This is a genomic window from Porphyrobacter sp. TH134, from assembly GCF_002855495.1.
In the GTDB taxonomy this organism is placed as follows: Bacteria; Pseudomonadota; Alphaproteobacteria; order Sphingomonadales; family Sphingomonadaceae; genus Erythrobacter.
Window position 1 is genome coordinate 15737 of the sequence record NZ_PKRO01000009.1, and the last position, 22002, is coordinate 37738.

Annotated in this window: 18 protein-coding genes; 8 read left to right on the forward strand and 10 right to left on the reverse strand. The window is 64.8% G+C overall.

Annotated features, from left to right (window positions below; all coding sequences use genetic code 11):
* The first annotated feature begins 156 nt into the window (after nt 1-156).
* The 4 genes from gyrB (at nt 157) to C0V72_RS05970 (ending at nt 5196) form a co-directional block, all read left to right on the forward strand.
* Entirely contained in the window at nt 157-2682 is a 2526-nt protein-coding gene (gene gyrB, locus C0V72_RS05955) for a DNA topoisomerase (ATP-hydrolyzing) subunit B (RefSeq protein ID WP_101792377.1), read from the forward strand.
* A gap of 13 nt (nt 2683-2695) precedes the next feature.
* The gene (locus C0V72_RS05960; RefSeq protein ID WP_101792378.1) at nt 2696-3835 is read left to right on the forward strand and encodes an AI-2E family transporter; all 1140 of its coding nucleotides are present in this window, start codon (nt 2696-2698) and stop codon (nt 3833-3835) included.
* A 4-nt stretch (nt 3836-3839) separates the two neighbouring features.
* Nucleotides 3840-4625, forward strand: a complete 786-nt coding sequence (locus tag C0V72_RS05965) for a M50 family metallopeptidase (RefSeq protein ID WP_101792379.1) — start codon at nt 3840-3842, stop codon at nt 4623-4625.
* 61 nt (nt 4626-4686) lie between these two features.
* Nucleotides 4687-5196, forward strand: a complete 510-nt coding sequence (locus C0V72_RS05970) for a nuclear transport factor 2 family protein (protein ID WP_101792310.1) — start codon at nt 4687-4689, stop codon at nt 5194-5196.
* Here C0V72_RS05970 and C0V72_RS05975 read toward each other — a convergent pair.
* The 7 genes from C0V72_RS05975 to C0V72_RS06005 form a co-directional block, all read right to left on the reverse strand.
* Nucleotides 5193-5831, reverse strand: a complete 639-nt coding sequence (locus C0V72_RS05975) for a hypothetical protein (protein ID WP_101792380.1) — start codon at nt 5829-5831, stop codon at nt 5193-5195. The two genes, C0V72_RS05970 and C0V72_RS05975, sit on opposite strands and share 4 nt — an antisense overlap.
* Before the next feature lie 115 nt (nt 5832-5946).
* A complete protein-coding gene (locus tag C0V72_RS05980; RefSeq protein ID WP_101792311.1) occupies nt 5947-6744 on the reverse strand; it encodes a DUF1295 domain-containing protein in 798 nt (265 codons plus the stop codon).
* Nucleotides 6737-7378, reverse strand: coding sequence for a 1-acyl-sn-glycerol-3-phosphate acyltransferase (locus C0V72_RS05985; RefSeq protein ID WP_233999809.1), 642 nt, complete (start codon nt 7376-7378; stop codon nt 6737-6739). The genes C0V72_RS05980 and C0V72_RS05985 overlap by 8 nt, the downstream gene beginning before the upstream one ends.
* 207 nt (nt 7379-7585) lie before the next feature.
* Entirely contained in the window at nt 7586-9235 is a 1650-nt protein-coding gene (locus tag C0V72_RS05990) for a carboxyl transferase domain-containing protein (RefSeq protein ID WP_101792312.1), read from the reverse strand.
* Nucleotides 9236-9359: 124 nt separating this feature from the next.
* Nucleotides 9360-9665: an alkylphosphonate utilization protein gene (locus C0V72_RS05995; protein WP_101792313.1), complete on the reverse strand. Its 306-nt coding sequence runs from the start codon at nt 9663-9665 to the stop codon at nt 9360-9362.
* Nucleotides 9662-10279, reverse strand: coding sequence for a hypothetical protein (locus tag C0V72_RS06000; protein WP_101792314.1), 618 nt, complete (start codon nt 10277-10279; stop codon nt 9662-9664). The genes C0V72_RS05995 and C0V72_RS06000 overlap by 4 nt, the downstream gene beginning before the upstream one ends.
* Nucleotides 10276-11442 carry an isovaleryl-CoA dehydrogenase gene (locus tag C0V72_RS06005; RefSeq protein ID WP_101792315.1) on the reverse strand — a complete coding sequence of 389 codons (1167 nt, stop codon included), beginning with the start codon at nt 11440-11442 and terminating at the stop codon, nt 10276-10278. Before C0V72_RS06005 ends, C0V72_RS06000 begins: the two co-directional genes overlap by 4 nt.
* 125 nt (nt 11443-11567) lie before the next feature.
* Here C0V72_RS06005 and C0V72_RS06010 point away from each other — a divergent pair, with 125 nt between their 5' ends.
* Both C0V72_RS06010 and C0V72_RS06015 read left to right on the forward strand, forming a co-directional pair.
* Complete coding sequence (locus C0V72_RS06010; protein WP_101792316.1) at nt 11568-12362, forward strand: ATP-binding cassette domain-containing protein; 795 nt, start codon at nt 11568-11570, stop codon at nt 12360-12362.
* The gene (locus C0V72_RS06015; RefSeq protein ID WP_101792317.1) at nt 12359-13897 is read left to right on the forward strand and encodes an ABC transporter permease/substrate-binding protein; all 1539 of its coding nucleotides are present in this window, start codon (nt 12359-12361) and stop codon (nt 13895-13897) included. The genes C0V72_RS06010 and C0V72_RS06015 overlap by 4 nt, the downstream gene beginning before the upstream one ends.
* Nucleotides 13898-14005: 108 nt before the next feature.
* On the opposite strand, the gene C0V72_RS06020 is transcribed toward C0V72_RS06015, so the two are convergent.
* From C0V72_RS06020 to lgt, 3 genes are read right to left on the reverse strand one after another with little or no spacing between them, the layout of a single operon-like run.
* Nucleotides 14006-14422 carry a DUF2147 domain-containing protein gene (locus C0V72_RS06020; RefSeq protein ID WP_101792318.1) on the reverse strand — a complete coding sequence of 139 codons (417 nt, stop codon included), beginning with the start codon at nt 14420-14422 and terminating at the stop codon, nt 14006-14008.
* Nucleotides 14423-14433: 11 nt separating this feature from the next.
* Nucleotides 14434-16425: a class I SAM-dependent methyltransferase gene (locus C0V72_RS16770; protein ID WP_324761521.1), complete on the reverse strand. Its 1992-nt coding sequence runs from the start codon at nt 16423-16425 to the stop codon at nt 14434-14436.
* Nucleotides 16329-17228 carry a prolipoprotein diacylglyceryl transferase gene (gene lgt / locus C0V72_RS06030; protein WP_101792319.1) on the reverse strand — a complete coding sequence of 300 codons (900 nt, stop codon included), beginning with the start codon at nt 17226-17228 and terminating at the stop codon, nt 16329-16331. Before lgt ends, C0V72_RS16770 begins: the two co-directional genes overlap by 97 nt.
* Nucleotides 17229-17431: 203 nt before the next feature.
* On the opposite strand from lgt, the gene C0V72_RS06035 reads away from it, so the two are divergent.
* On the forward strand, nt 17432-19147 hold the full coding sequence (locus C0V72_RS06035; RefSeq protein ID WP_101792320.1) for a class I adenylate-forming enzyme family protein: 1716 nt from the start codon (nt 17432-17434) through the stop codon (nt 19145-19147).
* A gap of 7 nt (nt 19148-19154) precedes the next feature.
* Nucleotides 19155-21914: a [protein-PII] uridylyltransferase gene (locus tag C0V72_RS06040; RefSeq protein ID WP_101792321.1), complete on the forward strand. Its 2760-nt coding sequence runs from the start codon at nt 19155-19157 to the stop codon at nt 21912-21914.
* Nucleotides 21915-22002 lie beyond the last annotated feature (88 nt).

Sequence of the window (22002 nt, forward strand, 5' to 3'; positions counted from 1 at the left end):
GCGGCAAAGCGGCCTGCGCATTCGTGGAAAAGCATCGCTGCGCAGCCTCCCGCAGTTGGGTTTCCCGGCGTGCTGGCCTATATGATGGGCATGGACGATAACACTGCACAAACTTCCGATCAGACCCCCAGCACACTGCCCGAACGCGTGCGCCAGATGGGCGATTACGGCGCGGATTCGATCAAGGTTCTCAAAGGCCTCGATGCGGTGCGCAAACGCCCCGGCATGTATATCGGGGATACCGACGACGGCAGCGGCCTGCACCACATGGTGTTCGAAGTCAGCGACAACGCGATCGACGAGGCGCTGGCCGGGCATTGCGACCTCGTGCTGATCGAATTGAACCCCGATGGCAGCGTCAGCGTGGAAGATAATGGGCGCGGCATTCCCACGGGCATGCATACCGAGGAAGGCGTGTCCGCCGCCGAAGTCATCATGACCCAGCTGCACGCGGGCGGGAAGTTCGAAAACACCTCGGACGATAACGCCTACAAGGTATCGGGCGGTCTCCACGGCGTCGGCGTGTCGGTGGTCAACGCCCTGTCCGAATGGCTGGAGCTGACGATCTGGCGCGAGGGCAAGGCGCATTGGATGCGGTTCGAACATGGCGATGCGGTCGCCCCGCTGGTGGTGACCGGCGATGCCCCGCGCAGTGATCGCAATGCCGACGATAATGGCTTCAAGAAGGGCACCCGCGTCACCTTCAAGGCCAGCCACGATACTTTCAAGAACGTCACCGAGTTCGATTTCGAAAAGCTCGAACACCGTTACCGCGAACTCGCGTTCCTCAATTCGGGCGTGCGGATCAAGCTGCGCGACAAGCGCCACGAAGAAACGCTGGAGCATGATCTCTATTACGAAGGCGGGATCGCCGCTTTCGTGAAGTATCTCGACCGCAACAAGCAGCCGCTGATCCCCGAACCGATTTCGGTTTCGGCGGAAAAGGACGGCATCGGCATCGATGTCGCGCTGGAGTGGAACGATTCCTATTACGAAAACGTGCTGGCCTTCACCAACAACATCCCCCAGCGCGACGGCGGCACGCACCTTGCGGCCTTCCGCGCCGCGCTGACCCGCACGCTCAACAATTATGCCGAACGCTCGGGGATGCTGAAGAAGGAGAAGGTCAGCCTTTCGGGCGAAGACATGCGCGAAGGCCTGACCGCCATCGTTTCCGTGAAGCTGCCTGACCCCAAGTTCTCCAGCCAGACCAAGGACAAGCTGGTCAGCTCCGAAGTGCGCTCGCCGCTGGAATCGCTGATGAGCGACAAGATGTCTGAATGGCTGGAGGAAAACCCGGCCGATGCCCGCTCGATCATCCAGAAGGTGATTGACGCCGCCGCCGCCCGCGAAGCCGCCCGCCGCGCGCGCGAAATGAGCCGCAAGGGCGCGATGAGCGTCGCCAGCCTGCCGGGCAAGCTCGCCGATTGTCAGGAGCGTGATCCGGCCAAGTCCGAACTGTTCCTGGTCGAAGGGGACTCCGCAGGTGGCTCCGCCAAGCAGGGTCGTGACCGCAAGACGCAGGCGATCCTGCCGCTGAAGGGCAAGATCCTGAACGTGGAGCGCGCGCGGTTTGACCGGATCATCAGTTCCAAGGAAGTCGGCACGCTGATCCAGGCGATGGGCACGGGCATTCGTGATGAGTTCAACCTTGAAAAGCTGCGCTACCACAAGATCGTCATCATGACCGACGCTGACGTGGACGGTGCGCATATCCGCACGCTGCTGCTGACCTTCTTCCACCGCCAGATGCCCGAGATCATCAAGGCCGGGCACCTGTTCATCGCGCAGCCGCCGCTGTTCAAGGTCGCCAAGGGGCGCAGCGAGGTCTACCTCAAGGATCAGCCCGCGCTCGATCGCTATCTGGTGGATGCCGGGCTGCAAGGCCGGGTGATCGAAACCATCGAAGGCGCGCGCGGCGGCGATGATCTGCGGGCGCTGGTGGATGGCGCGCTGCGGCTGAAGAACCTCCTCGCCTTCGTTCCGCGCCGCTATGACAGCGGGATTGTGGAGCAGATGGCGCTTGTCGGCGCGCTGGAGCCGGGTCTGGCGGGCGATGCGCTCGCCGCGGCGCTGGAACGCGCGGCTGGGCGGCTGGGCGCAGGCGACCGCGAGGCGCGCTGGAGCGCCTATCAGCGTGACGATGGCACGGTGGTGTTTGAACGCCTGTGGCGCGGCGTGAAGGACGTGCACGAAATCGAAGCACGGTTCCTGTCGAGCACCGAAGCCCACAAGCTCCACGGCCTTGCCGCCGCACAGGCCGATGCCTATGCCGCGCCGGTCCGGCTGGTGCGCGCGGGCGATGCTGTGGCCGAAGAACCGGAGGTTGAGGCTGAGCCGGCCGACACCGATCCCTTCGCAGGCGAGGCTGAACAACCCGCCGCCCCGCCGCCGCTGCCGCAGGATGACGGGATCAGCCGCCCCAGCCAGCTGCTCGAAGCGATCTTCGCCGCCGGCCGCAAGGGCCTGTCGATCAGCCGCTACAAGGGTCTGGGCGAAATGAACGCGGAACAATTGTGGGAAACCACGCTTGATCCTGAAAACCGCGCGCTGTTGCAGGTGAAGGTCGAGGATGCCGATGTGACGGACGAAATCTTCACCCGCCTGATGGGTGATATCGTCGAACCCCGGCGCGAGTTCATTCAGGACAACGCTTTGAACGTGGCGAACCTCGACGTTTAGGCTCCCATTGCAGATGGCGCACCACCCCCACCGCACCGAGGAACTGCAACAGGCCAGCTTCCTGATCATCCTTGCGGTGGTCAGCCTGCTGATGGCGGTGATCGCCTATCCCTTTGCCCAGCCCCTGCTGTGGGCCGCGCTGGCGGCCATCATGTTTCAGCCTTTGTTCCGCAATGTGCTGAGCCACATGCCAGAACGCCGCAATTCGGCGGCCGGGCTGTCGCTGCTCATCATCTTTTTTCTGGTGATGGTGCCCGCCGCATGGGTCGCCATGCTGGTGGTGGAACAGGCGCTGGTGCTGGTGGCGACGTTGCAGCAACAACCGCTCGATCTGGCGGTGATGTTCGATCAGGTTTACTCCAATCTGCCCAAGGTCGCGCGCGAAGCGATTGAGCGCAGCGGGTGGGGCAATATCGCCATGGTGCAAACCCGCCTGCAAGAACTGCTGTCCGAAAGCGCGGGCCTGATCGCCAGTCAGGCGGTGTCGATCGGCAGCGGCGCTTTAAGCTTTCTGCTGTCGTTCGGTGTGGCGCTGTATGTGATGTTCTTTCTGCTGCGCGATGGCCGGCAGATCGGGCGGATTGTGCTGTGCGCTGTACCGGTGGAACGATCCATCGCCGACCGGCTGGCGCAGCGCTTTCTTGGCATTGTGCGCGCCACCATCAAGGGGACAGGCGTGGTCGCGCTGGTGCAGGGCGCGCTGGGCACTGTCACGTTCATGATTGCAGGTGTGCCGTCCGCGCTGTTGTTCGGCGTTATCATGGCGATCTTCGCACTGGTGCCGGTGATCGGATCTGGCGCGGTGTGGGTGCCCGCCGGGCTGTGGCTGCTGATTTCGGGCGAAACCTGGCAGGGGCTGTTCGTCCTGCTGACCGGGTTCTTCATCATCTCCTCATCCGACAACGTGCTGCGCCCGATTCTGGTGGGCCGCGACACGGGCATCCCGGATTGGATCATCCTTGTCACCACACTGGGCGGCATCAGTCTGGTCGGCTTTTCGGGCATTGTGCTGGGCCCGCTGGTGGCCGGCTTGTTCCTTGCCAGCTGGTCGATCCTGCGCGAACAGCGTGAAGCGGACGAGGAAACACAGCGCGCCAGCATCAAGGTGGATGCATCCGGCCGCGTGCCTGACGAAGCCTCGGCGGCTGGCTGAGACGATGCAGCCGCTTGTCACTCCCGGCTCGCAAGGCGAGGCGATCGGCCGGCTGGTGGTCGCCGGCGTGATCGTCACGATGCTGCCCGCCCTGCCGTTTGGCGCCTATCTGATCTATCCCTTCGCGATCCTGACAACATGGTTCCACGAGATGGGCCACGGTCTGACCGCGCTGCTGCTGGGCCAGCATTTCGAACAGCTGCTGATCTTTCCCAATGGGTCCGGCGTCGCTGAAAGCCGGGTCAATGGCGATGCCTCGCGCCTTGTTCATGCCGCGATTGCAGCGGGCGGGCCGCTCGCGCCGAGCGCGGTGGGTGCCGGCCTGATCGTGGCCAGCGCGCATCCCAAGGCTTGGCGCCCGGTGCTGTGGCTGGCTGCGGCCGCCATCCTGCTGAGCGTCATCATCTGGGTGCGATCCCCGACCGGTTACTGGGCCTTGCCGCTGGTGGCTGTCATTCTGGCCGGGGTCGCATGGCGCGGATCGCCGGCCTTCACCCGCTTTTCGCTGCAATTCCTCGGCGTGCTGGGCGCGCTCAGCATGCTGCGCGACTGGGGCTATCTGTTCACGGAGCAGGCGGTGATCGGCGGGCAGGCCATGCTGTCCGACACAGGTCAGATCGAAGCGGTGCTGGGCCTTGCCCACTGGTTCTGGGCCGGGGTGATCCTGCTGATTTCGGGCACAATGGTGGGCGCGGCGCTGAAATATGCCCTCAACGAAAAGCGCCTGCGCCCGCCGCCGCGCAAGCTGCCCGCCAACGTCCTCCAGTTCAAACGCGATCCCCGCAGGTAAGCAGCAACGCTGACGCTTGTGTCAGTGCCACCGCAGCAACGGGCGCGTTAGCTTGCCCGGCATGGACATCGCAGAAATCGCCGACCGGCTGGCCATTGCCGAAACCCTCGCCCTGTATTGCCGCGGGATTGACCGCTGCGATCCCGATCAGCTTGCCGCCGCCTTCACGCCCGGTGCGCAGATTGATTATGGCGACGGCGCCAACCCGATCGCCGCGGTGATCCCCGGTCTGATGGCCGGCCTTGGCGCCATGCGGCTGACCCAGCACAATATCAGCAACACGGTGATGCGGATCGCGGGCGAAACCGCCAGAGCGGAAACGCATTGCGTTGCGCTCCACATCATCCCCGCGCCCGGGGGCGAGATCGAACTGGTGGTCGGCGGGCGCTATCTCGATCGCCTCGAAAAGCACGCGGGTCGCTGGCAGATTGCCGAGCGGGTCTATGTCATGGACTGGACCCGCTCCGCGCCGGCAACGCTGCAATGGGAAGGCGGGCTGTTCGACAGCTTGCAGCGACGCGGCGCGCGCGGGGACGATGACCCGTCAGCCGCGTGGTGGGCCGAGGCCTAGGACGCCACCTTCAGCGTGTTTACGCCCGACGCATCAGCCCCCGCCTCACCCGACAGGCCGATGAACATCGTATCGACAATGCGCGCCAGCTTCTGTTCGGTCAGCTTGTCGCCAAGATAGATCAGTGCATCGGGCAAGGTGTAGTTCGAGATCATCTGATTGATCAGCGACAGGGCCTCATCAATCTCAAGCCCGGCGAAATAGCCATCTGCCTGCGCTTCGGCGATCAGTTCGCACAGGTAGTGGTCAGCGAGATCGACGTAGGAGCGCACCCGTTCGAAATTGGCTGCGCCCATTTCGCACAGGATCGTGAAGAAGTGCGGATCGGCGCGAAACCGCTCCTGCGAGATCACGAAGCGGCGGCGGAAAAATTCGTACATCTTGCGCTGCGGCGGCAGGGTGCTGGCCAGCACCTCCTCCATCACAGCCAGTTGCGGGGCGAGCCAGGTTTGCGCGACCGCATCGAACATGTCGTCATAATCGGCAAACAGCGCCTCGAACCGCGCCCGGGTCAGCCCGCTTTCAGCCATGGCGACGGTCCACGGGATTTCTGCCCCGCGCTCCTTGACCAGATCGAGCACATGGCGCGCGATACGTTCGCGCTCGGCGTTGCGGGCGGTCTCGGTCAATGACATGTGGCTCGCGCCTCCTTGCGCGGCGGCCAACATAGGCGAATGCGCGGCGAGCTTAAAGGGTCGCTGGTCGATAATCGTGCGGCGCAGCAAGGGAAAGGTCATCGCGCGGCGAGCCTCAGCCCCTTGGCGGCATGGGGAAAAACGCCGACGTCCGCCGCTTGTAATCGGCGTATTTGTCGCCCTTGGACTTGTCGAGGCCCTTTTCCAGCAGGGTCACGCCCGACCATTTGGTGAGCGTGAAGGTGAGGAACAGCGGGCCAATGATGGTCGCCGCGGCATATTGCCAGCCGGCCGCCGCGCAAGCGAGCCAGATGCCCCACCACGCGGCAAAATCGCCGAAATAGTTGGGGTGGCGGGTGTAGCGCCACAGTCCGGTATCGAGCACCTTGCCGTGGTTCGCCGGATCAGCCTTGAACCGGGTCAGCTGCCAATCGCCGACCCATTCAAAGAACACGCCGACGCTCCACAGGGCGAAACCGGCCCATGCCAGCGGCGGGATCGGGGCGGGCGCACCGCTGGCGAGGATGCCGACCTGCGCCGGGCTGGAGACCGCAAACAGCAGCACCGCCTGCATCAGCCACACCCGCGTCAGCGCAGCGCGGGCGAAGTTCCCGGCCTCGTGATCCTTCTTGAGGATCATCTTGTAACGCTTGTCCTCGCCCTCCTTGCGCCAGCGCGCGAACAGATACCCGCCCAGCCGGAAGCCCCAGGCGGCGGTCATCACCATAATCAGCGTCGCCAGCGCGCCCGGGCCGCCCTGCACGTGCAGCCAGCTCGCCACTGCGAGAATGCCCATGCCAGCGCCCCAGAAGGCGTCGATGAAGCTGACGTCGTTTATCTTCACCGAAATCGCCCACTGGATCAGCACCAGCGCCAGCAGGATCGCGGCATTCAGGGCGAGCAGTTCAAACATCGTTCTTCCCCGCAATAATGTCTCGCGCCTGTTGTTCGAGCACCTTGAAGCGCTCGTAATCGGGCAGCTTGGCGCGGAACCATTCGGCGATTTTCAGCAGGTCTTCGCCGTAATTCCCGGTCGGCACCATCGGCGGGCCGAAGCTGACGATCTTGGCCGTGTTATCGGCAAAGGCGGGGACGATCGGGACATTCGCCGCGCGGGCGATGTGGTAGAAGCCCGATCGCCACTTGCCATCGGTCTTGCGGGTGCCTTCGCAGGCGATCACCAACGCGAGTTCATCGCGCGCGGCGAATTCGGCAGCGACCTGTTCGGTGGCATTGGCCTTGGCGGTGCGATCCACCGGGATGCCGCCCATATCGAGCATGAAGTTCTTCATCATCCCCTGAAACAGCGTGTGCTTGCCCATGAAATTGGGGCGGATGCCTTCTTCGTGCGTGGCGCCGGTGAAGAACACGAAGTCCCAGTTGGAGGTGTGCGGCGCGCCGGCGAGGACGTATTTCTTGAGGTGCTTAGGCAGCGGGGAGTCGATCTTCCAGCCGCGCGCATACCAGATCGCCAGAATGATCCGGCGCACGATGCGCGAGGCGAGCGTCGGCTTGCGCAAGGGCGCAGGTTTCAGTGGCTTGTGCAAATGGTGCGCCCCTCCCAAAGGCCCAGTCCTTGTGGCTTAACTTCGGTGAGTTACGCAAGGGGGCGGGGGAGGGTTTCAATCCTCCCCGAGCTCGTCATGCTGAACTTGTTTCAGCATCCATGCCCCCTCACCCGCTGTGGCTACGGTGACATGGACCCTGGGAGCGGAGCTGTGCTTGCACAAACGAGTTCAGGGTGACGGCCATAGTCACATCCGAAACACGCCAAATGCGGGGCGCTCGGCAATCGGCGCTTCCAGACAGGCCGCCAGCGCCAGCCCCAGCACATCGCGGGTCTGCACCGGGTCCACCACGCCGTCGTCCCACAGGCGGGCGGTGGCATAGTAGGGGTTGCCTTCGTCTTCGTATTTCTGGCGGATCGGGGCCTTGAACGCCTCGGCTTCTTCCGGCGTCCACGAATCCGCGTCACGGTGGACTGTCGCCAGCACCGAAGCGGCCTGCTCCCCGCCCATCACGCTGATGCGCGCGTTGGGCCAAGTGAACAGGAAGCGGGGCGAGTAGGCGCGGCCGCACATGCCGTAATTGCCCGCGCCAAAGCTGCCGCCGATCACCACGGTCACCTTGGGCACGGTCGCGGTCGCGACAGCGGTGACCAGCTTCGCGCCATGCTTGGCAATGCCCTCCGCCTCGTATTTCCCGCCCACCATGAAGCCACTGATGTTCTGCAGGAACAGCAGCGGAATACGGCGCTGGCAGGCCAGTTCAATGAAATGCGCGCCCTTCTGCGCACTCTCGGAGAACAGCACGCCATTATTGGCGAGGATCGCGACCGGCATCCCCCAGATGTGGGCAAAGCCGCACACCAGCGTGGCGCCATAATGCGCCTTGAACTCGTGGAACTCGCTGCCGTCGACCAGCCGCGCGATCACTTCCTTGACGTCATAGGGCGCGCGCACGTCTTCGGGGATGAGGGCGTAGAGGTCTTCCGCTTCGTATTTGGGGGGCCTCGGCTCCCTTAACCCGTTCGTGTCGAGCGTAGTCGAGACACTGCCCAGCCCACGGTTCTCGACTGCGCTCGAACCGAACGGTGAATTGAGGTGGCTGACGATGTCGCGCACGATAGTGAGCGCGTGCTCGTCATTCTCGGCCAGGTGATCGACCACGCCGGACTTTTTGGCGTGCAAATCGCCGCCGCCCAAGTCCTCGGCTGAAATCTCCTCGCCCGTCGCGGCCTTCACCAGCGGCGGTCCGGCGAGGAAGATCGTGCCCTGATTGCGGACGATCACCGTCTCGTCGGACATCGCGGGCACATAAGCGCCGCCCGCGGTGCAGCTGCCCATCACGCAAGCGATCTGCGGGATGCCCAGCGCGCTCATGTTGGCCTGATTGAAGAAGATCCGCCCGAAATGGTCGCGGTCGGGGAAGACCTCGGCTTGATGCGGCAGGTTCGCCCCGCCGGAGTCCACCAGATAGATGCACGGCAGGCGATTCTCCTGCGCAATCTCCTGCGCGCGCAGGTGCTTCTTGACCGTCATCGGGTAATAGGTGCCGCCCTTCACGGTCGCGTCATTGCACACGATCATGCACTGCCGCCCCGACACGCGCCCCACCCCGGTGATGATCGAGGCGCCATTCACATCGCCCTCGTACATCCCGTTCGCGGCCAGCTGCCCGACTTCGAGGAAGGGCGAACCCGGATCGAGCAGCCGCTCCACCCGCTCGCGGGGGAGCAGCTTGCCGCGCGACACATGGCGTTCGCGCGATTTCTCCGTGCCGCCCAGCGCCGCCTCGGCGACCCGGGCGCGCAAATCCTGCGCCAGCGCGCGGTTGTGCGCAAACCGCGCCTTGGCCTCGGGGCTTTCACGGTCGAGTTTGGTGGTAAGGGTGGGCGCGGTCATTCTCAATATTCTCCGTCATGCTGAACTTGTTTCAGCATCCATTTCTCCGATCGCACCGACGGTCCTTGTCTGCGCGATGGACCCTGAAACAAGTTCAGGGTGACGAGGTTGGTCAGATTTCGCATCACCGCTTCCGCACGAACTCGGCCCGCAGCACCAGTCCCTTGATGCCGGGATATTTGCAGTCGATCTCCTGCGCGTCGCCGGTCAGCCGGATCGATTTGATCAGGGTGCCTTGCTTGAGCGTCTGGCCTGCGCCCTTGACTTCGAGGTCCTTGATCAGCGTCACCGCATCGCCATCGGCAAGCAGGTTGCCGACCGCATCGCGCACTTCAACCGCGTCCTCCGCCGCGCGCTGGGCCGCGAGTTCGGACGCAGCCATCCACTCGCCGCTCGCCTCGTCATAGACGTAGTCTTCATCGGTGTTCATTGGGGGGGACGCTCTCTGTAGAATCCATCGAATGCGAGTTTCGCGTTCGCCGGATCGCGTAAGTTTGAGATTGTGCAGGCGGTTGCCCAAACAGACTGGTTTGGGCCATCAAAATCCCAGTCTGCGACCGGACCACGCCATTCGCCTTCCGCCGAAGGTAATTTGGCCATCTCAGTGATGAGATCGGTCCCGATGATCGCGGGAAGTTCGGCGAACAGTTCGGGGGCTTTACGCTCAATGCTCTCAACCAATCGGTTGAACCGATGCCCAGAAGGATGAATGCTGATTTGCTCTTGGAATGTCTTTCCCTCAGGTACCATAGCCCGCGCTTCGGCAATAATCAGGACACGGTAATTGCTGCTGACAGCATTTGCCCTTTGGTCGATAAAATCTGCGATCATGCGGCAGGCAGGCGTGACACCGGCCCGCCTCACCTGATGCCGCACTTCCTCATTGTCGAAGATTATGCCTCGAAGCTTCTGTTTGAAACCGTGCGTTTGAGTAACGGTGGTCCAGATTGCCTCGTCAGTCCAAGCGTCAGCAGCGTCTTTCCCGTTCGCCGACACAGCGGCGGAGAGCGCAACAACACCGCAAAGGAACGCGACAAACCTCACCCCGCCGCCCCAATCAATTCGCGCCCGATCAGCATCCGGCGGATCTCGTTCGTCCCCGCGCCGATGTCGAGCAGCTTGGCGTCGCGCATGTAACGTTCGACCGGCCAGTCGGTGGTGTAGCCTGCGCCGCCCAGCGCCTGCACGCTTTCGGCGGCGACCTTGAAGGCGTTCTCGCTCGCCAGCAGGATCACGCCCGCCGCATCAAACCGCGTCGTCTGGCCCGCATCGCACGCCTTGGCGACCGCATAGGTGTAGGCGCGGGCCGATTGCAGGGCGACGTACATATCGGCGACCTTGGCCTGCATCAGCTGGAAGCTCCCAATCGGCTTTCCGAACTGCTTACGCTCCCGCAGGTAGGGGATCACCGTGTCCAGACACGCCTGCATGATCCCGAGCTGCAATCCCGCCAGCACCACGCGCTCGTAATCCAGCCCGCTCATCAGCACGCCGACGCCGCCATTGACCGGGCCCATCACCCGGTCCTCGGGGATGAAGCAGTCAGTGAACACCAGCTCGGCGGTGGGCGAGCCCTTCATGCCGACCTTGGAAATCTTCTGGCCGATGGAAAAGCCTTCGTCGCCCTTCTCGATCAGGAAGGCGGTGATGCCGCGCGATCCGGCGTGGCCATCGGTCTTGGCATAGACCACCAGCGTATCGGCCTCGGGCGCGTTGGTGATCCAGAACTTGGTGCCGTTGAGGACATAGCCGCCCTGAACCGCATCCGCCTTCAGCTTCATCGAGACCACGTCCGACCCTGCGCCCGCTTCGGACATCGCAAGGCTGCCGACGTGCTCGCCGCTGATCAGCTTGGGGAGATACTTGGCGCGCTGCTCCTCATTCCCCCAGCGGCGGATCTGGTTGAGGCAGAGGTTGGAATGCGCGCCGTAGCTGAGGCCGACGCTGGCGCTCGCCCGCGACACTTCCTCAACCGCGATCACGTGTTCCAAATAGCCGAGCCCCAGCCCGCCCCATTCTTCTTCCACCGTGATGCCATGCAGCCCCAGCGCGCCCATCGGTTCCCACAGCTCGCGCGGGAAGCGGTCTTCGCGGTCGGTGCGTTCCGCCAGCGGCGCGATTTGCTCGTCCGCGAAGCGGGCCGTGGTGTCGCGAATCATCTCGGCCGCCTCGCCAAGGTGGAAGTCGAAATCGGGGGTGGCGCGCATTTTATGTCCTGCCAGTGAAATGTTTGTTCTGCGACGCGCATAGCAAGCCATTGCCGAAAGGCCAATCGCTGCCGCCAATCGCTGGTGCTGGCGCAGGCACAAAACCCGCGCTAATCAGGCCGCGCATGACGACGCCCTCACCCCTGCTCCGCTTTGACGGGGTGATCTGCCGCTTCGGCGCTGTAACAGCGGTTGGCACAGCGGTCGGCGGCGTCAGCTGCGACATCGCGCCCGGCAGCTTTGTCGCGCTGGTCGGGGCGTCGGGCTCGGGCAAATCGACGCTGCTGAAGACCGTCAACACACTGGTCGCACCAACGACAGGGCGGGTCCTGTTCGGCGGCGAGGATGTGAGCAGCCTCAAGCCAGCCCGCCTGCGCCGCCGGGTGGGCTATGTGTTTCAGGGCATCGGACTGTTTCCCCATTTCAGCGTTGCCGAGAACATCGCCATCGGCCCGCGCCTGACGGGCGAGAAACTGCTGCCAGACCGCATCGCGGAATTGCTGGCGCTGGTGGAGCTCGATCCCGCGCTCGCCAGCCGGATGCCCGATGAACTCAGCGGCGGGCAGCGCCAGCGGGTCGGCGTGGCGCGCGCGCTGGCGGGGGAGCCTGAACTGCTGATCATGGACGAACCCTTCGGCGCGCTTGACCCTGTCACCCGCGATGCGCTGGGCCGCAAGGTGCGCGAGTTGCATGTGACGCTCGGCCTCACCACGGTCATGGTGACGCATGACATGGCCGAAGCGCTGCTGCTGGCGGACCGGGTGCTGGTGATGGACAAGGGCCAGTTGGTCGCCGACGCAACGCCCCGCGCCTTGCTGGCCGGCGCGGGCGGCGCAGTGGCGCAGCGGCTCGTTTCTGTCCCGCGACATCAGGCCGAGCAGCTCGCCGCGATGGAAGGTTCGGCGGAGCGCGAGGCGTGAACGACATCTGGGACATCCTCCCCGGCCTCGCCGACAAGCTGGCGGCCCATGTGGTGCTGTCAGCCAGCGCCATTGGCCTTGCCATGCTGATCGCCTTGCCGATGGCAGTGTGGGCCAGCCGCTCGGCTGTGGTCTCCCGGCTTGCCTTGAGCCTTGCCAGCCTTGTCCAGACCATCCCCGCGCTGGCGCTGCTGGCGCTGTTCTTTCCGCTGCTGCTGAGCCTTCGCAGCATCTTTGGCGAGGGGTTGCCGACACTGGGTTTCCTGCCCGCGCTGATGGCGCTGACGCTGTATGCGCTGCTGCCGATCCTGCGCAATGCGGTCACGGCGCAGGCCAATCTTGACCCCGGCGTGCTGGAGGCGGCCGACGGTGTGGGCATGACCAAGTGGCAGAAGCTCACTCTCGTCGAAGCGCCGCTGTCCGCCCCCTTCATCATGGCGGGCATCCGCACCGCCGCCGTCTGGACCATCGGCGCAGCGACGCTCGCCACCACGATCGGCCAGCCGAGCCTTGGCGATCCGATCTTTGCAGGCCTCCAGACCCAGAACTGGGCGCTGGTGCTGGCGGGATGTCTGGCGAGCGCGGGGCTGGCGCTGGCGGCGGACAATCTGCTGTGGGTGATTGAGGTGGGCCTGGACAAGCGGTCGCGCTGGATGACCTGGGGAGGCGTCGCCGTGGTGATGCTGGGCATTCTCGCCGCCTTGTGGGCGCAGGGTTCGGGCACCGGCGAACGCCGCATCATCATCGCTTCCAAATCCTTCTCCGAACAATACATCCTTGCCCAGCTGATCGGCGCGCGGCTGGAGGCGGCGGGATATGCGGTCGAATATCGTGACGGGCTGGGCAGCGCGGTGGTGCACAGCGCTGTCGCATCCTCCAGCATCGACATTTCGGTCGATTACACCGGGACGATCTGGACCAACTATCTCAAGCGCACCGACAATCCCGGGCGCGAGGCCATGTATGCCACCATCCGCGACTGGGAGCGTACGCAGAACGGGGTTACCGTGCTGGGGCGGCTGGGGTTTGAAAACGCCTATGCCTTCGCCATGCGCGGCGACCGGGCGCGCGAACTTGGCGTCACCTCGCTCACCGATCTGACAGCGGCCGCGCCGCGGCTGACGGTTGGCGGCGACCCTGAATTCTTCGAGCGGCCCGAATGGATCGCAGTGCGCGATGCCTATGGCCTGCGCTTTGCCCGCAGCCGCAATTTTGCGCCGACCTTCATGTATAACGCGCTGGCCTCGGGCGAGGCGGACGTGATCAGCGCCTATACCTCGGACGGGCGCATCGCGGCGGACAAGCTGGTGGTGCTGGCCGACCCTGAAGGCGCGCTGCCCAGCTATGACGCGCTGCTGATGCTGTCCCCCCGCATCGGCAATGACAAGGGCGTGCGCGCCGCGCTCGAACCGCTGCTGGGAGCGATCAGCGTCGAAGCCATGCGCGAGGCGAACCTTGCCGTGGACCGCGAGGATGCAAAAAAGCAGACACCCAAGGCAGCAGCGGCGGCGTTGGCGAAGAAATCGGGTCTTTAGCGCACTGTACCGGTTGCGAAGCAACCGCAAGCGCGACCGCGCGCCCGCAGCGACGCGGCCTTTAGGCCGTGTGAGCGAGGAGCTGGCACGCCGGACGGCGTGCCGCAATCAAGACGCCTTCTTCCACACCTGCGTCTGGCACAGCGGCCCAAAGCAGCCCTTCACCTCCAGCGTGCCATCACCCATGCGGCGCACTTGGGATGTGTAGGTGCGCCCGCTCTTGGGATCATAGACCTGTCCGCGCCACGCGCCGTCGTCTTCGGTCAGGCCGTAGAGAATGGCCGTGCCGATCAGCTTGCGGCTGCGTTTTGCAGGGTCGGCGTTGTTGACATCGCGCTGGTCCTTGCCGCCCTTCGGCAGGATCAGGAACCGTTCCAGCCTGCCGCACAGCGCCTGCCCGCACTTGGCGATCGCGACCACGGCATCCTTTTCGCTGGTGACCCAACGCCCCGTGATCGGACCACTGGCGAGGGCAGGCGCTGCCAGCATCGCCGCACCCAGAATGGCCAAAATCTGTGCTTTCATGATCCCGCCCCTCATTCAAACCCCGCGCCAAACGGCCAGCGGCGCCCGCATAGGCCCAGCACCTTGAACAGCGTGCCCATCTGGCTGTCTTCGACCAGCCGGTCGCGCTGGCGCTTGATGATCTGGCCTTCCCTGGGATTGCGCCGTTGCAGCGCTTCGGCGCGGGTGTCGATGCCCATCTGGCGCAGCCATTCGCCCTGATAGGTAAGCCCCATCACATCGGCGCCGTTGTCTTCGGCGACCTGCCGCAGCAGCTCGAAATCGACATGCGCGGTCAGGTCCGCATCGCCCGGATGGGCGAACACATCGACTTTCTTGTGCGATTTGAGCGCCTGCAAGGTTGAGCCTGAGCGCAGTTCCATGTGGCCGTAATCAATCACCAGTGCCGCCCCGCCCTGATCGCGCAGGCGCTGGGCGATTTCGGCCATCAGCGCGACGCTGGCCGGACTTGTTTCGATCATCGCCCCCTGCGCTGCGCTGACCCAGCTTGGCGGAACCAGATGATCCATCCGCTCGCGCCCCGCCATGAAGGTGAAGGCATCGCCGTCAAGCCCCACCAGCCGGTCAAACCAGCCATCGGCGGATCGCACCAGCTGGTGGATCGGCAGGGCATCGAAAAATTCATTGGCAACGATCAGCAGCGGCGCATCGTCCGGCAGGGTCGAAAGATCATGGTGGTGGTGGCAACCGGGGAAAGCTTCGCGCTGGACCGCGCGCAGGCTGGCCGACGTTTCCACAAAGTGGATTTCGGGCGCGAAATCATAGCGCGCGGCCGCGGTCAGCGCGTCCCTGGCCAGCGTGCCGCGCCCCGGCCCCAGTTCGACATAGTGGATACGCTTGCGGCTGCCCATTCGCACCCACAGATCCGCCAGCCACAGCCCGATCAGCTCGCCAAACATCTGGCTGATCTCGGGCGCGGTGATGAAATCGCCCTGCTCGCCCAGCGGATCGCGGCTGGCGTAATAGCGCGCGTTGCTTTCGCCCATGTACTGCGCAAGGCTGATAGGGCCGGTTTCGCGGATCAGACGCTTGAGCGTGGCGGGCACATCCACCGCCGCGCGGGCGAGGACTTCGGCTTCGAGCCGCGCCTGCTCCGCCGCGGCAGCCTCGGCAGCGAGCCGCGCGGCTTCGGCGGCGGCTTCTTCGGCCTGGCGGCGCGCGGCCTCCTCGGCGGCGAGGCGAGCAGCTTCAGCGGCGGCCGCGGCTTCTGCCTCGCGGCGCGCCTGTTCTGCGGCCGCGCGGCGGGCGGCTTCCGCGGCAGCGAGGCGGGCCTGTTTTTCGGCTTCAGCCTTCGCTTTGGCCTCAGCTTGTGCGCGGGCCTTGGCTTCCGCAGCACGGCGGGCCTGTTCTTCCGCCTCGGCTTTGGCTTTGGCTTCAGCTTCCGCCTTGGCGCGGGCTTCGGCCTCGGCCTTGGCGCGGGCCTCGGCTTCCTTGCGCGCGCGGGCTTCCTGTTCGGCGCGGGCACGCGCTTCTGCTTCGGCCTTGGCGCGCGCTTCCGCGACGCGGCGCGCTTCGGCTTCGGCAGCGGCACGTTCAGCCGCTTCAGCTTCGCGGCGCGCGCGTTCTTCCGCTTCGGCGCGGGCTTTGGCTTCGGCCTCGGCGCGCGCTTGCGCTTCCTTGCGGGCCTGCGCTTCGGCAGCTGCCTTGGCCCGGGCTTCCGCTTCGGCGCGGGCGCGGGTTTCGGCTTCGGCAAGCTTCCTTGCACGGGCTTCGGCTGCCGCCTTGGCGCGGGCCTCGCGTTCGGCCTGCGCTCGCGCTTCGGCTGCGGCCTGCACCTGCGCCGCCGCCTGCGCCAGGGCTTGCGCCTGCTCGCGTTCGGCGGCGGCTGCCAAGGATGGCTTGCTCTCCGGCGCGTCGTCGGGGTCGATCAGCCTGAGCGCGCTGCGCCAGACGTTACCGCCCTCTGTCAGGCCGGCGCCGTCATCCCCGCCACCAGCGGCGGCTTGCGCAGCGCGTAAAGCACGACAATCAACCCAGTCAGGATCAGCGGTATAGTCAGCCATTGCCCCATCGATAGCCCGGTCCGGGCGGCAAAGTCAGCCAGTTGTTGATCCGGCTGACGGAAAAATTCATTGACGAAGCGCGCGATCCCCATGCCGAGGGTAAAGACACCCGCCAGCAAGCCGGGGCGATAGCGCGCGCGGGTCAGCCAGAACAGGGCCAGCATGATGACCAGCATCGCCAGCCCTTCCAGCCCCGCCTGATACAGCTGGCTGGGGTGGCGCGGCAGATCATCGGCGGTGGGGAACACCATCGCCCACGGCACGTCGGTCACCCGGCCCCACAGCTCGCCATTGACGAAATTGGCCAGCCTGCCGAGCAGCATCCCCATCGGCACGCCGACACTGACGTAATCGACCACGCGTATGAAATTGAGTTTGTCCCGCCACGCCACGTAAGCCATCGCCGCCGTTACGCCTGCCAGCCCGCCATGAAAGCTCATCCCGCCATCCCACAGGCGCAGCAGCTTCCACGACACAAAGCCATCGCCCGAAAAATCGGTGAAGGCCGAAGGAATGCCGGTCTCGCCCCCGGTATAGAACAGCGCATAGCCCAGCCGTCCGCCGAGAATCACGCCGAGCGTGCAATAGAAAAACAGATCATCGGCGTGGCGCTGCGCCATCGGCGCACCGGGCTGCTTCAGCATCTTGGAGGTGTGCCAATAGGCAAAGATCACCCCGATCAGGTAAGCCAGCGAATAGAACCGCAGGGTAAAGAACCCCAGCTCAATCCCGGGCTTCAATCCCAGATCGGTCCAGTAAATCGGATCAGCGGCAGGGATGCTTGCGGCAAGTAGTGACAGCACGGAGCGAACCTCTTATTGACAATGAGATGCCGTATCGGCGGGCCCGAGGTGTCCTCGTTTTTGGCCACGGTCGCGCTGGCGCTTCTGGCACAGCATCCGGGGCAGGGGAAGGGCCACGGGCCACGAGACGGAATGGGACAGGCCATTCGCGGCGGGCAACAGCCTGAGCGGATGGTGCAACACGAGAGAGAGGAAACCACCGCATGCCCACCCAGCTGGACAATGCGCTCGAAGCGATCATCACCGGATTGACCGCTGACGGCCAGCCGTTCGCCACTGTGCCTTTCACCCGTGACGGGATCACCATGCCCGCCTTTGCCGGCGCCCCGCCGAGCCTGGCGCATTATTTCGCCCATTTCTGCAACCAGAACAAGGATCTGCCCTTCCTGGTCGATGGCGACATCCGCCTGACCTTTGGCGAGACCTATGCCGCGGCGACCTGCGTGGCCGAAGGGCTGGTGCAGACCCACGGCCTTCAGAAAGGCGACCGCGTCGGGCTGGCCGCGCGCAATTCGGCCAACTGGATGATCGCTTACATGGGCATCCTGATGGCGGGCGGCTGCGCCACGCTGCTCAATGGTTTTTCGTCCGGTGATGAACTCGCTTACGGGCTGGACCTTGCCGAAGCCAAGCTGCTGCTGGCCGATGAAGGCCGCGCCGCGCGGCTTGATGGCCATGCCCATCCGGCCAAGATCGTGCTGTTCAGCCACGGCAACGCCCCGTCCGAAGGCCTCGCCGACACCTGGGCCACCCCGCAAGGAACGCCCGCCGCAATGGCAATGCTGGGCCAGATCGGCCCGGACGATATCGCGACGATCCTCTACACCTCGGGCTCGACCGGCAAATCCAAGGGCGCGTGGTCGGATCACCGCGGGGTGGTGAACGGGGTGATGAACTATGTCGCCCAGTCGGCGATGGCCAAGGTGCATATCGAGAGCCAGGAAGGCCCGATGACCGCGCAGCCCTGCGCGCTGGTCGCCGTGCCGCTGTTCCACGTGACGGGCGAAGTGCCGCTGTTCCTGCAAAGCTTCGCCATCGCGCGCAAGCTGGTGCTGATGCCCAAGTGGGACGCAGGGCTGGCCATTCGCCTGATGGCGGAGGAAAAGGTCAGCTATTTCGTCGGCGTGCCGCTGATGAGCTATGAAATCGCCAACCACCCCGACCGCGATCACTATGATCTGTCGGCCTGCAAAAGCTTTGCCGCAGGCGGCGCGCCGCGTCCGGTGGAGCATGTCACCCGCATCAAGGAAGCCTTCCCCGGCAGCTTCCCGCTCCTGGGCTATGGCCTCACGGAAACCAATGCGGTGGGCTGCGGCAACTTTAACGAAAACTACCTCGCCAAGCCCGGTTCGACCGGGCGCCCGTCCAAGCCGCTGGTCGATATGGCGATCCTCGACGACGCGGGCAACGCTCTGCCGCAGGGCCAAGTGGGCGAGGTCTGCATCCGCTCGGTCGCCAACTTCCGCGGCTACTGGAAGAACGATGAAGCCACGGCGGCCGCCTTCACCGATGACGGGTATTTCCGTACCGGCGATCTCGGCTATCTCGACGCCGACGGATACCTCTTCATCGTCGACCGCAAGAAGGACATCATCATCCGCGGCGGGGAGAATATCTCCTGCATCGAGGTGGAAGACGCGATCTACGCCCATGACGATATCGGCGAATGTTCGGTGTTCGGCCTGACCGATGACCGCTTTGGCGAGGTGCCCGCAGCCGTCTACACCATGAAGGAAGGCCGCAGCAGCATCAGTCCGGCAGACCTGCGCGCCTTCCTGCTGGCGCGCATCGCACCGTTCAAGGTGCCGCTCGAACAGCATATCTGGGTCACCGATGACGCACTGCCGCGCCTCGGCACGCAGAAGATCGACAAGCGCACCGTCAAGGCTCGCTTCGCTGCCGAGGCCGTTGCCGCGTGAGCGGCGCATGAGCCCTAAACGTATTCCCGGCCAGCGTGCGATCATCGATCGGCGCGCGCTGGCCGAGGACATCGCGGCGCTTTACCAGGACGGCGGGGACAGCGCGCGCCCGGCGATCATCAAGGCGCTGCGCACCGCGCTGGACGAAGGGCGGGCCGAACTGGCGCGCCGGCTGGAACAGACGCCGTCAGCCGGGCACGAGGTTACCGGGGGCTTCAGCTTCCTGATGGATCAGCTGATGCGGGTGATCCACGATCACGTCACCACGCACATCTTTCCGGCCCCGAACCGGACGCAGGCAGAGCGGCTCGCCGTGCTGGCCGTGGGGGGTTACGGGCGGGCCGAGATGGCGCCGCATTCGGATATCGACGTCGCCTTCATCACCCCGAACAAGCGCGCGCCCTGGTGCGAGCAGGTGATCGAGACGATGCTCTATATCCTGTGGGATCTGGGTCTGAAGGTGGGCCATTCCAGCCGCACCGTCCCCGACACGATCCGCATGGCCAAGGACGATCTGACCATCCGCACCGCGCTGCTGGAAAGCCGGTTGGTGTGGGGCGAACAGGCGCTTTACGACGAGCTGCGGGCACGGTTCTGGAGCGATGTGGTCAAGGGCAGCGAACGGCAGTTCCTGGTCGAAAAGCTGGCTGAACGCGACGCGCGGCACAAGCGCATGGGAGACAGCCGCTATGTCGTTGAACCCAACATCAAGGAAGGCAAGGGGGCCTTGCGCGACCTCCAGACATTGTACTGGATCGGCAAATATATCCACCGCGTCGATAGCGCCGCGCAGCTGGTCGATGTCGGGCTGCTGACCGCCAATGAATATCGCAGCTTTCGCCGCGCCGAGGGTTTTCTGCTCGCCGTGCGCTGCCACATGCACATCATCACCGACCGGGCCGAAGACCGCCTGACCTTCGATCTGCAACGCGCGGTGGCGGAACGGATGCAATTCGCCGACCGCCCCGGCAAAAGCGCGGTCGAACGGTTCATGCAGTATTACTTCCTCCAGGTAAAACGCGTGGGCAGCCTGACCGGCGTGTTCCTGTCGCATCTCGACGAGGAAATGGCCAAAAAGCGCCCGCGCACCGGCTTTTTCGCCGGGTGGACGCAGCGCCCCCGGGTGTTCAAGGGCTACACCGTCGATGGCGGACGCCTGCGTGCGCCGGGCGATGACTGGTTCCGCGATGATCCCGTGCGCCTGATCGAGGTGTTCCAGCTGGCCGAGGCCGAGGGGCTGGAAATCCACCCCGAAACCATGCGGCAGGCGGGGCGCGATGCGAAGCTGATCGATGGCAAACTGCGCCGCGACAAGCGCGCCAATGCGCTGTTCCTCGATCTGCTGTCAGGCCGCAAGGACCCCGAGACGAGCTTGCGCTGGATGAACGAGGCGGGCGTATTCGGCCGCTTCGTGCCCGACTTCGGCCGGGTCAACGCCCAGATGCAGTTCGACATGTATCACCACTACACGGTCGATGAACACACGATCCGCGCCATCGGGCTGCTCTCCCAGATCGAGCGTGGCTTGCTGGCCGCCGATCACCCGCGCGCCACCCGCGAATTTCCCAAGCTCGCCTCGCGCCGGGCGCTGTATGTGGCGGTGCTGCTGCACGACATTGCCAAGGGGCGCGGGGGGGATCATTCGGTGCTGGGGGCGGACGTGGCGCACCGGCTGTGCCCGCGCTTCGGATTGGACGGACGCGAGACCGATCTGGTCGCCTGGCTGGTGCTGCAACACCTGCTGATGAGCCGCACTGCACAAAAGCGCGATCTCACCGATCCCAAGACGATCGAGGATTTCGTTATCGAGGTGCAAAGCCTGGAACGCCTGCGCAATCTGGCGATCCTTACTGCGGTCGATATCCGCGCGGTGGGGCCGGGCACATGGAACAGCTGGAAAGCCCAGCTTTTGGGCGAGCTTTACGATGCCGCGCAGGAACGGCTGCGGCTGGGCCACAAGGGCACCGGCCGCAAGGCGCGCGTCACCGCCAAGAAGGATGCCGTGCAGCGGCTGCTGGGCGATGCCGATCACCTGGTCGACAGTTTCGGCGACTTGCTGGGCGATGCCTACTGGATCGCCGAGCCGGAAGACATCATCGCCAGCAACCTTGCGCAATATGACGCAGCGCAAGCCTCGGACGAACCGCTGTCGATCCTGTGCGAGGTTGACGAAACCCGCGGCGCTACCCGTGTCAGCGTGATCGCGGCCGACCATCCGGGGCTGTTTTACCGTATGGCGGGCGGCATCCACCTGGCCGGCGCCAACATCATCGATGCCCGCATCCACACCGCGCGCAGCGGCTATGCGGTCGACAACTTCCTGGTGCAGGACCACAATGCCCAGCCGTTCCGCGAAACAGCGCAAATGGCCCGCATCGAAAAGGGCATTCGCGATGCTCTCCTCGCCAAGGTTGAACTGGTGCCCAAGCTGGCCGCCCGCCCGCTCGCCCATTCGCGCGCCAAGGCGTTTGATGTCGCCCCGCGCGTCGGGTTCGACAATGACGCATCGAACCATTTCACCGTTATCGAAGTGACCGCGCGGGATCGCCCGGCGCTGCTCAACCGGCTGGCGCATGCGCTCTACAAGGCCAACCTGATCGTCCATTCGGCGCACATCACGGCTTACGGCGAGGCGGCGGCCGATACGTTCTATGTGACCGATCTGACCTCGGCCAAAATCAAGGCGCCCGAGCGGCTGGCCGAGATCGAAGCCGCGCTGCTGACCGCCGCGAGCGACCAGCGCCAGCAACAGCTTGAAAAGACGTAATTGCAAATCCTTGAAGATATGACCAAATCGCGATGCGACGAGCCGGGCGCACGATAGGTTGCAATCGCATGACGGGTTGCTATTGGCC